The 16,181-nt window shown below is 78.0% G+C and carries 2 protein-coding genes; both read left to right on the forward strand.

Annotated elements, in window-relative coordinates:
* Positions 1-101 precede the first annotated feature (101 nt).
* A complete protein-coding gene (locus tag TPA0908_RS22450) occupies positions 102-14,585 on the forward strand; it encodes a type I polyketide synthase (protein WP_281940951.1) in 14,484 nt (4,827 codons plus the stop codon).
* Between the two features lie 29 nt (positions 14,586-14,614).
* Positions 14,615-16,177, forward strand: a complete 1,563-nt coding sequence (mhpA, locus tag TPA0908_RS22455) for a bifunctional 3-(3-hydroxy-phenyl)propionate/3-hydroxycinnamic acid hydroxylase MhpA (RefSeq protein WP_281940953.1) — start codon at positions 14,615-14,617, stop codon at positions 16,175-16,177.
* Positions 16,178-16,181: the final 4 nt, after the last annotated feature.

Consider the following 16,181-nt stretch of genomic DNA (forward strand, 5'->3'; position numbering starts at 1 on the left):
GCGGCCGGGAACCGGGGTCCGGTTAGGGGGCGACAGGGGTAGGTCACCGCCGGGCCGCTGGCCAGACTTGGGCCGTTACGGCGAAGGACGGATGTGCTGACATGCTTCGGAGTGACCTGGTCCAGCCGTTGCCCGAACTGCTCCGGGCCCACGCCGGCCGGCTGCCGGACCAGGTGGCGTTCCGCGACGCGGACCGGGCGGTGTCCTGGGCCGCGCTGGAGGCGGTCACCGCCCGGCTGGCCGGCCACCTGGTCGACGCGGGCGTCGGCCGGGGCGAGCGGGTCGCGTTCTGCCTGGGCAACCGGGTGGAGACGGTGGAGACCTGGCTGGCCGTGACCCGGGCCGCGGCGGTCGGCGTACCGCTGAACCCGCGCAGCACGGACGCCGAACTGGCCCACCTGCTCGACGACTCCGGCGCGGTGCTGGTGGTCACCGACCCGCAGCACCTCGACCAGTTCCTGCGGCTGCGCGCGGACCGGCCCGACCTGCGGATCTGGGTGACCGGCGACGGGCCGTACCCGGACCCGGCGACGGCCTGGCCGGCGCTCGTCGACGCGGCGCCGGCCGCCGACGCCCGTGACGACCTCGGCCTGGACGAGGTCGCCTGGATGCTCTACACCTCCGGCACCACCGGCCGGCCCAAGGGCGTGCTCTCCACCCAGCGCACCTGCCTCTGGTCGGTGGCCGCCTGCTACGTGCCGGTGCCCGACCTGACCGCCGCCGACCGGGTGGTCTGGCCGCTGCCCTTGTTCCACAGTCTCTCCCACATCGGCTGCGTGCTGAGCGTGACCGCGGTCGGCGCGAGCGCCCGCCTGGTCGACGGCTTCGCCGCCGCCGACGTGCTGCGCGCGGTCGCCGAGGACGAGGCGACCGTGCTGGCCGGCGTGCCCGCCATGTACCACCACCTGGTCGACGCGGCCCGCGCCGACGGGTTCCGCGCGCCCGCGCTGCGGGTGTGCCTGGTCGGCGGCGCGATCACCACCGGGGAGCTGCGCCGCGCGTTCGAGGAGGTCTTCGACGCGCCGCTGCTCGACGCGTACGGCAGCACCGAGACGTGCGGCTCGATCGCGGTGACCCGGCCGGACGAGCCCCGGGCCGAGGGTTCCTGCGGCCGGGCCGTGGACGGCGTGCAGGTGCGCCTGGTCAGCCCGGACACCGGCCGCGACGTGCCGACCGGTGACGAGGGCGAGGTGTGGGTCCGCGGCCCGGGCGTCATGCTCGGCTACCACGGGCTGCCCGAGGCCACCGCGGCGGCGCTGCGCGACGGCTGGTACCGCACCGGGGACCTGGCCCGCAGCGACGCCGACGGGAACCTCTTCGTCACCGGCCGGCACCGGGAACTGATCATCCGGGGCGGCGAGAAGGTGCACCCGGTCGAGGTGGAGGACGTGCTGCGCGCGGTGCCCGGCGTGGCCGACGTGGCGGTCACCGGCCGCCCGCACGAGGTGCTCGGCGAGGTGCCGGTCGCGTACGTGGTGCCCGCGCCGGAGGGTTTCGCGCCGGCCGCCGCGTACGCCGCCTGCCGCGAGCGGCTCGCGTACCACAAGGTGCCGCAGGAGCTGTACGAGATCGACGCGGTGCCGCGGACCGCCTCCGGGAAGGTCACCCGGCGGCTGCTGGCGGAGACGCCGGCCCGGCTGCGCGCGGTCAACGGCACGCACCACGAGGCGCTGACCCGGCTCACCTGGCGTCCGCTGGCACCTGTCGACCGCGCGCCCGGCCGGCGCTGGGCGGTCGTCGGGCCGCACGCCGGTGCGGTCGCCGACGCGCTGACCGCCGAGGGCGAGGACGTCCACACCGGCGCCCACTCCACCGACACCGACGCGGACGTGCTGGTGCTGGCCGGCGTCGACCCGGCGGCGCTGCCCGGCTGGCTCGACGACGCGCGCTACGCGACCGCCCGGGTGGTGGTGCTGACCAGCGGCGCGGTGGACGCGTCCACCGCCGACACGCCCGACGACCCCGACCTGGTCCCGGCCGCCGCCGTCGCCTGGGCGCAGGCGCGCTGTCGGCAGGCCGCCCGGCCGGACCGGATCGTGCTCGTCGACGCCGATCCCGCCTCGGCGGCGTTGCTGCCGTCCGTGGTGGACGCCGGCGCCGCCCAGGTCGCGCTGCGCGCCGGCGCCGCCCGGTACGCGGCGCCCGCGCCGGCCGCCGCGCCGGCCCCGGAACACGCCGCCACGGTGCTCGACCCGGCCGTGCCGGCGGTGCTGGCCGGCGCGGACACCGCCGAGCGGGCGGCGCTGGCCCGACACCTGACCGGCGCGTACGGTGCCCGGTCGCTGCGGCTGCTGCCGGTCGACGGCCCCACCACCGACCTCGCGACCCGGGACGGGGAACCGGTCGGGGCGGCCGTGCTGCGGGTCCGCGACGCCGACCTGACCGACCACGACCGGAGCGCCCGGCTGCTCGACCTGGCCGGCCGGCTGGACCGGGACACCCGGCACGCCGCCGCCACCGCGTACACCGTGCTGGTCCCCGCCGGCGTGCTGCTCGGCGCCGCCGGACGGGAACCGGCGGCGGGCGCGGTCGCCGCGCTGCACGCGCTCGTCGCCCGGCGGCACGCGGCCGGACTGCCGGCCCGGCTGATCGGGGTGACCGGACCGGCGTGGGCCGAGACCGCCGCGTTCGACGTCGCGCACGACGGCGACGACCTGGTGCTGGTGGCCGGCCCGGCCGAGCGGGTGGCCGCCCACCCGGCCTGGCGCGGCCCGACCCGGCCCGACGACGACGCGGACACGCTGCGCCGCCGGTTCGCGGCGCTCACCACCGCCGACGGCGACCGCCTCCTGGCCGACCTGGTCCGTGCCGCCACCGCGGAGGTCGCCGGGCTGCCCGGCGCGGGCGCGGTCCGGCCCGGCCGGGCGTTCACCGAACTCGGGTTCACCTCGGTCCGCGCGGTCGCGCTGCGCGACCGGCTGAACCGGGCCACCGGCGCCCGGCTCTCCGCCACCGCCGCGTTCGACCACCCGACACCCGCCGCGCTCACCCGGCACCTGGCCACGCTGCTGCGCGGCGCCGGCCCGACCGGCCCCGCCGCCCGCGCCGCGGACGCCGCCGCCGGGACCGGCCCGGTCGCCGCCGACGACCCGGTGGCGATCGTCGCCATGGCCTGCCGGCTGCCCGGCGGCGTTACCGGCCCCGACGAGTTGTGGGAACTGCTCGAATCCGGCGGCGAGGGGCTCACCGGGTTCCCCACCGACCGGGGCTGGGACCTGGCGCACCTGTTCGCCGACGACCCCGACCGGGCCGGCACCTCGTACGTGCGGGTGGGCGGGTTCCTGGCCGGCGCCGGGGACTTCGACGCCACCCTGTTCGCGATCAGCCCGCGCGAGGCGCTCGCCATGGACCCGCAGCAGCGACTGCTGCTGGAGACGTCCTGGGAGCTGTTCGAGCGCGCCGGGATCGACCCGACCGGGCTGCGCGGCAGCGCCACCGGCGTGTTCACCGGCGTGATGCACCACGACTACGCGGCCAACGTCGGCCAGGCGCCCCCCGGCACCGAGGGCTACCTCGGCGTCGGCACCGCCGGCAGCGTGGTCTCCGGGCGGGTCGCGTACGCGCTGGGCCTGGAAGGGCCCGCGGTGACCGTGGACACCGCCTGCTCGTCGTCGCTCGTCGCGCTGCACCTGGCCGCGCAGGCGCTGCGCGCCGGGGACTGCGCGCTCGCGGTGGCCGGCGGCGTCGCGGTGATGGGCACCCCGCAGGCGTTCGTCGAGTTCAGCCGCCAACGCGGACTCGCGCCGGACGGCCGGTGCAAGGCGTTCGCCGAGGCCGCCGACGGCACCGGCTGGTCCGAGGGCGTCGCCGTGCTGCTGCTGGAACGGCTCAGCGACGCCCGCCGCCACGGCCACCCGGTGCTGGCGCTGATGCGCGCCAGCGCGGTCAACCAGGACGGGGCGTCCAACGGGCTCACCGCCCCGAACGGGCCGGCCCAGGAACGGGTCATCCGGCGGGCGCTGGCCACCGCCGGCCTCGGACCGGGCGACGTGGACGCCGTCGAGGCGCACGGCACCGGCACCCGGCTCGGCGACCCGATCGAGGCGCAGGCGCTGCTCGCCACGTACGGGCAGGGCCGGCCGGCGGACCGTCCGCTGCTGCTCGGCTCGCTCAAGTCGAACCTCGGGCACACCCAGGCGGCGGCCGGCGCGGCCGGGGTGATGAAGATGGTGCTCGCGCTGCGCCACGGCACGCTGCCGCGCACGCTGCACGTCGACGCGCCGACCCGCGAGGTCGACTGGTCGGCCGGCGCGGTCGAGCTGCTCACCGACGCCCGGCCGTGGCCCGACGTGGACCGGCCCCGCCGCGCCGGCATCTCCTCGTTCGGCATCAGCGGCACCAACGCCCACGTCGTCGTCGAGGCGGCCCCCGCCACGTCCACCCCGCCGCCGGTCACCCGGCAGCACCCGGCCGGCGTCGTGCCGTGGCTGCTCTCCGCGGCCAGCCGCGAGGGCCTGCGGGACCAGGCGGCCCGGCTGCTGAGCCGGCTCGACCGGATCGACGCCGACCCGGCCGACGTGGCGTACGCGCTGGCCACCACGCGGGCGGCGCTGGACCACCGGGCGGCGCTGCTGGTCGGCGACCCGGCCGACGCCCGCGCCGCGCTGACGGCGCTGAGCCGCGGCGACACCGACCCGGCCGGCGTGCTCACCGGCCGCGTCTCCGACGGCCGGCTCGCCGTCCTCTTCGGCGGGCAGGGCGGGCAACGCGCCGGCATGGGCCGGGAGCTGCGCGCGGCGTACCCGGTCTACGCGGAGGCGTTCGACGCCGCCTGCGCCGAACTGGACCGGCACGTCACCGGGCAGTCGGTCGCCGACGTGGTTCTCGCCCCGGACGGCGACACGCGGGCCGCGCTGCTGCACGAGACCCGCTACACCCAGCCGGCGCTGTTCGCCGTCGAGGTGGCGCTGCACCGGCTGCTCGAATCCTGGGGCGTCCGCCCGGACCTGCTGCTCGGCCACTCGATCGGCGAGATCGCCGCCGCGCACGTGGCCGGTGTGCTCACGCTCGCCGACGCCGCCGCGCTGGTCGCCGCGCGGGGCCGGCTCATGCAGGCGTTGCCGGCCGGCGGCGCGATGGTCGCGGTGGAGGCCGACGAGACCGAGGTGCTGCCGCACCTGACCGACCGGGTCGGGCTGGCCGCCGTGAACGGGCCGACCGCCGTGGTGCTCTCCGGCGACGCCGACGCGGTCGAGGCGGTCGCCGCCACGCTGCGCGCCGCCGGCCGCCGCACCAGCCGGCTGCGCGTGTCGCACGCGTTCCACTCGCCGCGCATGACGCCGATGCTGGACGCGTTCCGGGAGGTCGCCGCCGGGCTGACCTACCGTGCGCCGCAACTGCCGGTGGTGTCCACGTTGACCGGTGCGCCGGTCGACGCGGCCCGGCTCACCTCGCCCGAGCACTGGGTGGCGCACGTCCGCGACACCGTGCGCTTCGCCGACGGCGTCCACGCCCTGCACGCCGAGGGCGCCACCACGTTCCTGGAGATCGGCCCCGGCGGCGTGCTCACCGCGCTGGCCGCCGAGTGCCTCGCCGACGCCGGTGACGACCTGGCGTTCGTGCCCACCCTGCGGGCCGGCACGCCCGAACCGGCGGCGCTGCTCACCGCCGCCGCCCGGCTGCACGTGCGCGGCGTGCCGGTGGACCGGGCCGCGCTGGCCGGCCCCGGCCCGCACGCGCCCGTCGCGCTGCCCACCTACGCGTTCCGGCACCGGCACTACTGGCTGCCCGCCACCCCCGGCGCACCGACCGGCGACGCCGGGCACCCGCTGCTCGCCGCCGTGCTGCCGGTCGCCGGCACCGGCCAGGTGCTCGCCACCGGCCGGTTCACCGCCACCCGGCCGGCCACCCCGGACGGCGTCGCGCCGCTGCTGCCCGCCACCGTGCTGCTCGACGCGCTCGGCCACCTCGGTGAACGCCTCGACACCCCGGTCCTGGCCGACCTGCGGATGCCGGAGCCGGCACCGCTGCCCGCCGGCCTCGCGGTCGACCTCCAGTTCGACGTCGCCGGCTCGGACGCCGCCGGCCGGCGCGCCGCCCGCTGCCACGTCCGCGCCGGCGAGCACGAGCCGTGGCGGGCGGTCGCCGACGCGGTGCTCGCCCCGGCCGACCCGCTCGCCGTGCCCGGCGTACCGGCCCCGGCCTGGCCGCCGGCCGGCGCGCGCCCGGTCGAGGCAGCGCATCCGCTGCTGCGGGCCGCCTGGACCGCCGGGGACCGGCTGCACCTCGACGTACGGCTGCCCGACGACGCCGCCGACCCGGACGCCGAGCGGTACGGCGTGCACCCGGACGTGCTCGACGCCGCGCTGGACCTGCTCCCGCTGGCCGGGTTCGCCCCGCCGGCCGGGCCGGGGGAGCGGATCGTGCCCACCGACTGGACCGGCGTGCGCCGGCACGCCACCGGCGCGTACGCGCTGCGGGTCAGTCTCGCCCCGGCCGGCGCGGACGCGGTCACGCTCAACGCCGTCGACGACGCCGGCCGGCCGGTGCTCGACGTCGACCGGATCGCGCTGCGCGCCGTGACGCTGCCGTCCGCCGCCGCCCCGGCGCCGGAGACCGGCCCGGCCGGGCTCTACACGGTGGACTGGCTGCCCGCCCCGACAGGCCCGGTGCCCACCTGGACGCTCGCCGACGCGGTCCCGCCGACCGGGCCGCTGCCGCCGGTGCTGGTGCTGCGACTGCCCGACGGCGACCCGGACAGCACCGTCGCGCAGCGCGCCGACGCGATCGGCCTGGACCTGCTCGGCGTGCTGCACCGCTGGCTCGACGACCCGCGCGCCGTCGACACCCGGCTCGCGGTGGCGGTGCGTGACGGCGACCCGGCGCACGCCCCGGCCGCCGGCCTGCTCCGGGTGGCCCGCGCCGAGCACCCCGACCGGTTCCTGCTGCTGCACCTGGACACCGTCGACGACACCACGGTCCGCGCCGCGCTGGCCGCCGCCGACGACGAACCCGAGGTCGCGGTCCGCGACGGCCGCGCCTTGCTGCCCCGGCTCCGCCCGGCCACCGAGCCCGACGCCGCCGCGCGGCCCGCGCTGGCCGGCGGCGCGGTGCTGCTCACCGGCGGCACCGGCGGCCTCGGCCGGCACGTCGCGGTCCACCTCGCGCAGGCGTACGACGTGCGGGAACTGGTGCTGCTCAGCCGCACCGGCCGGCCCGCCCCCTGGGCCGACGAGCTGGCGGCGACCGGCGTCGACGTCCGGGTGGTCGCCGCCGACGTGGCCGACCGGGACGCGCTCGCCGCCGTGCTGGCCCCGCTCACCGACCGGCTGGTGGCCGTCGTGCACGCCGCCGGCGCCACCGACGACGCCCTGCTCACCGACCTCGACCCGGACCGCTGGGCCGGCGCGCTGCGGGCCAAGGTGCACGGCGCGTGGCACCTGCACGAGCTGACCGCCGGCCTCGACCTGGCCGCGTTCGTGCTGTTCTCCTCCGCCTCGGCCACGTTCGGCAGCCCCGGCCAGGGCAACTACGCCGCTGGCAACGCGTTCCTCGACGCGCTCGCCGCGCACCGCCGCGCCCGCGGGCTGCCCGGCACCGCGCTCGCCTGGGGCCTGTGGGCCGAGACCGACGGGATGGCCGGCCGACTCACCGCCGCCGACCTGGCCCGGCTCGCCCGCACCGGCACCCGTCCGCTGGACGCCGCCGCCGGGCTGGCGCTGTTCGACGCCGCGCTGCGCGCCGAACCGGCAACGCTGGTGCCGATCGGACTGGACCTGGCCGCCGTGCGCGCCACCGGGGAGGTGCCGGCGCTGCTGCGGGCACTGCTGCCGCCGGCCCCGCGCCGGGCCGTCGTCGCCGAGCCCGGCACCAGCACCGGAACCGGCTTCGCCGACCGCCTGGCCGGCCTCGGCGAGCCGGAACGGGCCACGCTCCTGCTCGACCTGGTCCGCGCCCGCTGCGCCACGGTCGTCGGGCACGCCGGGCCGGACCAGGTCGAACCGCGCCGGCCGTTCAAGGAACTCGGCTTCGACTCGCTGATGGCGGTGGAGCTGAGCAACCGGCTCTCCGCCGCCACCGGCGTCCGGCTCGCCCCGCACGCCGTGTTCAACCACCCCACCCCGGAACTACTCGCCGCGCACCTGCACGCCCGGCTGCTCGGCACCGCCGCCACCGAGGTCGCCGACGCCACCACCGTCGCGCTGGACGAGCCGGTCGCGGTCGTCGCGATGGCCTGCCGGTTCCCCGGCGGCATCGGCTCCCCCGAGGAGCTGTGGCGGCTGCTCGACGCCGGCGGCGAGGTGATCGGCGACCTGCCCACCGACCGGGGCTGGCCGCTTGCCGACCTGTACGACCCGGAGCCCGGCACGCCCGGCCGCACCTACACCCGCGCCGGTGGCTTCCTCACCGGGCTCGCCGACTTCGACGCCGCGTTCTTCGGCATCAGCCCCCGCGAGGCGCTCGCCATGGACCCGCAGCACCGGCTGCTGCTGGAGACCTCCTGGGAGGCGCTGGAACGGGCCGGCATCGACCCGGACACGCTGCGCGGCAGCCGTACCGGCGTGTTCGCCGGCACCCACGGCCAGGACTACGCCGACCGGATCACCCCCGGCGCCACCGCCGACGACGGCGAGACCGTCGCCGACGAGGGACACCTGCTCACCGGCACCGCCGCCAGCGTGCTCTCCGGGCGGGTCGCGTACGCGCTGGGGCTGGAAGGGCCGGCGGTCACCGTGGACACCGCCTGCTCCGCCTCGCTGGTGGCGCTGCACCTGGCCGCGCAGGCGCTGCGTCAGGGCGACTGCGACCTGGCGCTCGCCGGGGGCGTGTCGGTGCTGTCCGGCCCGGCCGGGCTGACCGGGTTCAGCCGCCAGCGCGGCCTCGCCCCGGACGGCCGGTGCAAGGCGTTCGCCGAGGACGCCGACGGGTTCGGCATGTCCGAGGGCGTCGGCGTGCTGGTGGTGGAACGGCTCTCCGACGCCCGCCGACGCGGCCACCCGGTGCTGGCCGTGGTGCGCGGCTCGGCGGTCAACTCCGACGGCGCGTCCAACGGCCTCACCGCCCCCAACGGGCCGTCCCAGGAACGCGTGATCCGGGCCGCGCTGGCCGCCGCCGGGCTCGACCCGGCCGACGTGGACGCGGTCGAGGCGCACGGCACCGGCACGCCGCTCGGCGACCCGATCGAGGCCGAGGCGATCCTCGCCACCTACGGCCGCCGGCCCGACGGCGTCCCACCGCTGCTGCTCGGCTCCGTGAAGTCCAACCTCGGCCACACCCAGGCCGCGGCCGGCGTCGCCGGGATGCTCAAGGTCGTCCTCGCCATGCGGCACGGCCGACTGCCCCGCACGCTGCACGCCGAGCACCGCACCAGCCGCGTCGACTGGGCGGCCGGCGCGGTCGACCTGCTCACCGAGGCCCGGCCGTGGCCGCGTACCGACCGGCCGGCCCGCGCCGGCGTCTCCTCGTTCGGCATCAGCGGCACCAACGCCCACGTGGTACTCGAGGCCGTGCCGGACGAGCCGGCCGTCGACGCCGAGCCGCCGGCCGGGCCGGTGGCGCTGCCGTGGCTGCTCTCCGCGCGTACCCCGGAGGCGCTGGCCGGGCAGGCCCGCCGGCTGCGCGACCACCTCGCCGACCGGCCCGACCAGCGACCGCTGGACGTGGCCTGGTCGCTGGCCACCACCCGGGCCGGCTTCGGCCACCGGGCCGTGCTGGTCGGCGGCCCGGCGGAGATCACCGCCGGCCTGGACGCGCTCGCCGCCGGCGAGCCCGCCACCGACCTGGTACGGGGCGACGTCACCGCCACCGGCAAGCTGGTGTTCGTCTTCCCCGGCCAGGGCTCCCAGTGGGCCGGCATGGCGCTGGACCTGCTCGACGAGGCGCCCGTGTTCGCCGAGCGGATGGCCGCCTGCGACGCCGCGCTGCGGCCCTGGCTGGGCCATCCGCTGCGGGACCTGCTGCGCCAGGCGCCCGGCACCCCGGACTTCGAACGGGCGGACGTGGTGCAGCCGCTGCTGTTCGCGGTGATGGTGTCGCTGGCCGAGCTGTGGCGCTCGTACGGCGTGCAGCCCGCCGCCGTGGTCGGCCACTCGCAGGGCGAGATCGCCGCCGCCTGCGTGGCCGGCGTGCTGTCGCTGACCGACGCCGCCCGGCTGGTGGCGCTGCGCGCCCGCGCGCTGCGCAAGCTGGCCGGCGCCGGGGTGATGGCCGCCGTGCCGCTCCCGGTCGAGGTGGTCCGCGAGCGGGTCGCCCGGTACGGCGACCGGCTGGCCGTGGGCGCGGTCAACGGGCCGGCGAACGTGGTGGTCTCCGGCGAACCAGACGCGGTGGACGCGTTCGCCGCCGAGCTGGACGCCGACCGGGTACGGCTGCGCCGCCTCGCGATCGACTACGCCTCCCACTCCGCGCAGGTGGAGCGGATCCGCGCCGAGCTGGCCGAGGCGGTCGCCGGCGTCACGCCCGGACCGGCGGCGGTGCCGATCTACTCCACCACCGACCTGTGCTGGCTCGGCGGCGAGGAGATGGACGCCGACTACTGGTACCGCAACCTGCGCCAGCCGGTCGAACTGGCGGACGCGGTACGCGCGCTGACCGCCGAGGGCCACCACACGTACGTCGAGTGCAGCCCGCACCCGGTGCTCACGCCGGGCATCGAGCAGACGCGCCAGGAGCACGAGCACCCGGCGGTGGTGGTCGGCTCGGTGCAGCGCGGCCGGGGCGACCGGGCCCGGTTCCTGCTCTCCGTGGCCGCGCTGCACGTGCGCGGCGTACCCGTCGACTGGCAGCCGGTGCTGGCCGGCGGACGCCGGGTCGACCTGCCCACCTACGCGTTCGCGCACCGCCGCTACTGGCCCCGCCCGGTCACCGGCGCCGCCGACGTCGGCGCGGCCGGGCTGGCCGCCGCCGGGCATCCGCTGCTCGGCGCGTCGGTGCCACTGGCCGACGGACGGGGGCACCTGTTCACCGGCCGGCTCGCGGTCGCCGAGCAGCCCTGGCTGGCCGACCACCGGGTCGCCGGCCGGGTGCTGGTGCCCGGCACCGGGCTGGTCGAGCTGTGCCTGCGTGCCGGCGACGAGGTCGGCTGCCCCGCCCTCGACGAGCTGGTCATCGAGGCGCCGCTCACGTTGCCCGAGGACGCGGCCACCCAGGTGCAGGTCGCGGTCGGTCCGCCCGCCGACGACGGCCGCCGCCCGGTCACCGTGCACTCCCGGCCCGCCGCCGGCCCGCCCGACGCGCCGTGGACCCGGCACGGCAGCGGCACGCTCTCCGCCGCCGAAGCCGCCCCGGCGACGCCGGCCGGGCCGCCGCCGGACGCCCACGCCGTCGACCTGACCGGCTTCTACGACCGCCTGGTCGACGAGGGGTACGGCTACGGCCCGGCGTTCCAGGGCCTGCGCGCGGTCCGGACCGGCGACGACGAGGTGTACGCCGAGGTGGAGCTGCCGGCCGGCCCGCGCGCCGACGCCGACCGGTACGCGCTGCACCCGGCGCTGCTCGACGCCGCGCTGCACGCCGCGCACTTCGGTGGTCTCGCCGACGCCGGCGGCGAGAAGATCCTGCTGCCGTTCGCCTGGAACGGGCTCACCGTGCACGCCACCGGCGCCACCACGCTGCGGGTCCGGCTGCGGCGGGTCGGCCCGCACGCGTTCGCGCTGTCCGCCACCGACCCGGCCGGAGCGCCGGTGGTCGAGGCGGCGTCGCTGGCCATGCGCCCGATCTCCCGCGCCGAGCTGGGCGCCCGCGACGACGCGGTCACCGACGCGCTGTTCCACCTCACCTGGCAGCCGCTGCCGACGCCCACCGCGCCGACCCCGGCCCGGATCGCCGTGCTCGCCGCCGAGGCGGATCTGTCCCACGTGGCCGATCCGTCCGCCGCCGATCTGTCGCGCCACGCCGACCTGTCCGCGCTGGCCGCGGCGATCGACGCCGGTGCCACGTCGCCGGACGCGGTGCTCGCGCCGCTCACCGCCGGGACCGGTGCGCACCGGACGATGACCCGCACCGACCCCGCCGCCCCGGACCGGGCGCGACGGCTCGCCGGGGACGCGCTCGCGCTGGTGCAGCGCTGGCTGGCCGAGCCGCGCTGGGCCGAGACCCGGCTGGTGCTGCTCACCCGCGGCGCGGTCGGCGTGCACGGGCCCGGTGAGGTCGACGACCCGGCCGCCGCCGCCGCGTGGGGCCTGGTCCGCTCCGCCCAGTCCGAGAATCCGGACCGGTTCGTGCTGCTCGACGCCGACACCGAGCCCGACGCGGCCACCCTGACCGCCGTGCTCGCCGCCGACGAGCCGCAGGTGGCGCTGCGCGACGGCGGCGCGTACGCGCCCCGGCTGGCCCGACGCGCCGACGCGCCGACGCTCGCCCCGCCCGCCGACGCGACCGCCTGGCGGCTGGACGTGCCCCGCCGGGGCAGCCTCGACCACCTGGCGCTGGTGCCCACCGACGCGGCCGACGCGCCGCTCGGCCCGTACGACGTGCGGGTCCGGGTCCGCGCCGCCGGCCTGAACTTCCGCGACGTGCTCAACGCGCTCGGCCTCTACCCGGGCGATCCCGGCCCGCCCGGCGGGGAGGCCGCCGGCGTCGTCGCCGAGGTCGGCGCCGCGGTCACCGACCTGCGCCCCGGCGACCGGGTGCTCGGCGTGTTCACCGGCTGCTTCGGCCCGGTCGCGGTCACCGACCGGCGACTGCTCGCGCCGATGCCGGACGGCTGGACGTTCGCGCAGGCCGCGACCGTGCCGGTGGTGTTCCTCACCGCCTGGCGCGGGCTGGTCGGGCTGGGCCGGCTGCGGGCCGGGGAGTCCGTGCTGGTGCACGCCGGCGCCGGCGGCGTCGGCATGGCGGCGGTGCAGATCGCCCGCCACCTCGGCGCGGACGTCTTCGCCACCGCCAGCGAAGGCAAGTGGCCCGCGCTGCGGGAGCTGGGCGTGCCCGCCGACCACCTGGCGTCGTCCCGGACGCTCGACTTCGAGGCACGCTTCCTCGACGCCACCGGCGGCCGGGGCGTGGACGTGGTGCTCGACTCGCTGGCCCGCGAGTTCGTCGACGCGTCGCTGCGGCTACTGCCGCGCGGCGGCCGGTTCCTGGAGATGGGCAAGACCGACCTGCGCGACCCGGCCCGGGTCGCCGCCGACCACCCCGGCGTCGACTACCAGGCGTACGACCTGACGCAGGTCGAGCCGGACGAGATCCAGCGGATGCTCACCGAGCTGCTGGCGCTGTTCGCCACCGGCGCGTTGCGCCCGCTGCCGGTGCGCGCCTGGGACGTCCGGCAGGCCCCGGACGCGTTCCGCTACGTCAGCCAGGCCCGGCACGTCGGCAAGGTGGTGCTCACCATGCCCGAGACGTGGGACCCGGACGGCACGGTGCTGCTCACCGGCGGCACCGGCCTGCTGGGCGGGCTGGTGGCCCGCCGGCTGGTCACCGGGCACGGCGTCCGGCACCTGCTGCTGGCCAGCCGGGGCGGCCCGGACGCGCCCGGCGCGGCCGAGCTGACCGCCGAGCTGACCGCGCTCGGCGCCACCGTCACCGTGGCCGCCGCCGACGTCGCCGACCGGGACGCGGTGGCGGGGCTGCTCACCGCCGTGCCGGCGGCGCATCCGCTCACCGCCGTGGTGCACCTGGCCGGCGTGCTCGACGACGGCGTGGTCACCGCGCTCACCCCGGAACGCCTCGACACCGTGTTCCGCCCCAAGGTGGACGCCGCCCGCCACCTCGACGAGCTGACCCGCCCCCTCGACCTCGCCGGGTTCGTGCTGTTCTCCTCCGGGGCCGGCGTGTTCGGCGTGCCCGGCCAGGGCAACTACGCCGCCGCCAACGCCTGGCTGGACGCGCTCGCCCGGCGGCGACGCGGTGCCGGACTGCCCGCCCGCGCGTACGCCTGGGGGCTGTGGGCGCAGGCCAGCACGCTGACCGCCGGCGTGGACCGGGCCGGCACCACCCGCGACGGGCAGCTCGCGATCCCGTCCGACCTGGGCATGGCGCTGTTCGACGCCGGCCTGGCCGCGCCGGAGGAACACCTGGTGCCGACCCGCGTCGACCGGGCCGCGCTGGCCGGCCGGCCGCACGTGCCGGCGCTGATGCGCGGCCTGGTCCGCGTCGACCGGCCGAAGGCCCGCGCCGCCACCACCGGCGGCGGCGACCTGGCCGGGCGGCTGCGCGCGCTCACCGGCGCGGAACAGTCCGCGCTCCTGCTCGACCTGGTCCGGGCCACCGCCGCGGCGGTGCTCGGCCACGGCAGCCCGGACGCCATCCGGGAGGGCCAGGCGTTCCACGAGCTGGGCTTCGACTCGCTGACCGCGGTCGAGCTGCGCAACCGGCTCACCGAGGCGACCGGGGAACGACTGCCGGCCACCGCCGTCTTCGACTACCCGGACCCGGCGGCGCTGGCCGGCTACCTGCGCTCCCGGCTGGTGCCCGACGGCGCGCAGGCCGCCCCGGCGGTGCTCGCCGAGCTGGAACGCCTGGAACGGGCGCTCGCCGAGACCACCGTCGAGGCGGACCTGCACACCCAGGTGGCGGCGCGGCTGGAGGTGCTGGTCGCCAAGTGGCGGACCATGCGCGGCGCCTCCGCCACCGACGACGACCTGGACCTCGACCGGGCCAGCGACGACGAGATCTTCAGCCTGATCGACACGGAACTCGGGCTGTGACGGCCCAGGCGGACGAACGAGGGACGGCGATGACCGACGTACTGATCGTGGGCTACGGCCCGGTGGGCCAGGTGGCCGCGATCCTGCTGGCGCAGCGCGGCTTCACGGTGCGGGTGCTGGAGAAGTGGACCACCCCGTACAGCATGCCGCGCGCGGTCTCCTACGACGGCGAGGCCAGCCGGATCCTCGCCGCCTGCGGGGTGGCCGACCGGCTCGGCGACGTGACCGAACTGTCCGGCGAGTACACCTGGAAGAACGGCTTCGGGCGGACGCTGCTGCACGTGCGCGCCGCGCCGGACGGCCCGTCCGGGTGGCCCGACTCCACGTCGTTCTACCAGCCCGGGGTGGAGGAACGACTCGCCGAACGCGGGGCGGAACTGCCCGGCGTGCAGGTGCAGCGGGGCGTCGAGGTGACCGGCCTGACCGACCATAGCGACCGGGTCGAGGTGACCGCCGTGGACGGCGACGGCGGCCCGCACACCTACACCGCGTCCTGGGTGCTCGGCTGCGACGGCGCGAACAGCTTCGTCCGGGGGTGGCTCGGCGCCGGCGTCACCGACCTGGACTTCACCCACGACTGGCTGGTCTGCGACGTGGTGCTGCACACGCCGCGCGAGTTCACCCCGAACAACCTCCAGATCTGCGACCCGGCCCGCCCGCGTACCGCTGTCTCCGCCGGGCCGAACCACCGGCGGTGGGAGTTCATGCGGGTGCCGGGGGAGACCCTGGAGGAGTTCCGCACCGAGGCCAGCGCGTGGCGGCTGCTCGGCCTGTTCGACATCACCCCGGACAACTCCCGGCTGGACCGGTACGGCGTCTACACCACCCAGGCCTGCTCCGCCGACGTGTGGCGGCGCGGCCGGGTGTTCCTGGCCGGCGACGCCGCGCACGTCATGCCGCCGTTCCTCGGGCAGGGCATGAGTTCCGGCTTCCGCGACGTGGTCAACCTGGCGTGGAAGCTCGACCTGGTGCGCCGCGGCCGGGCCGGGGAGGCGCTGCTCGACACGTACCAGGTGGAACGACGCGCGCACGTGCAGCACGCGATCCGGATGTCGATGGACTCCGGGGCGGTGATCTGCGAGACCGACCCCAAGAAGGCCGCCGGCCGGGACTCGGTGATGCTGGCCGCGCTGCGCCGGCGTACCCAGCAGCGGCACGTCCGCTCGCTGCGCGAGGCGATCGTCGACGGGGTGCTGCACCGCGCCGACGACGGCACGCCCACCCCGCGCGCCGGTGAACCCGCGCCGCAGGGCCGGGTGACCGTCGACGGGCGCACCGGCGGCTTCGACGACGTGGTGGGCGTCGGCTTCACGCTGCTCACCCGGGAACCCGCCACGCTCGACGACGACGCGGTCGCGTTCCTCGACGACCTCGGCGCGTACCGGCTGGTCGTGCGGCCGGCCGACGAGGGCGCGGCGGCCGGCGACCTGGCCGACCTCGACGGCGTCTACTCGACCTGGCTGGGCGGCGCGGACGCCGCGCTGATCCGGCCGGACTTCTATCTCTTCGGCGTGGCCGCCGGCCCCGACGCCGCCGCCACCCTGGTGGCCGACCTGCGCCGGCAGGTCGCCGCGCCCGCCCTGCATCCCTGACCAA

It is taken from the genome of Micromonospora sp. AKA38 (assembly GCF_027925725.1).
In the GTDB taxonomy this organism is placed as follows: Bacteria; Actinomycetota; Actinomycetes; order Mycobacteriales; family Micromonosporaceae; genus Micromonospora.

Coding starts and splice junctions, on each gene's coding strand:
- TPA0908_RS22450 (WP_281940951.1), top strand. CDS start 102: ATGCTTCGGAGTGACCTGGTCCAGCCGTTGCCCGAACTGCTCCGGGCC.
- mhpA (WP_281940953.1), top strand. CDS start 14,615: ATGACCGACGTACTGATCGTGGGCTACGGCCCGGTGGGCCAGGTGGCC.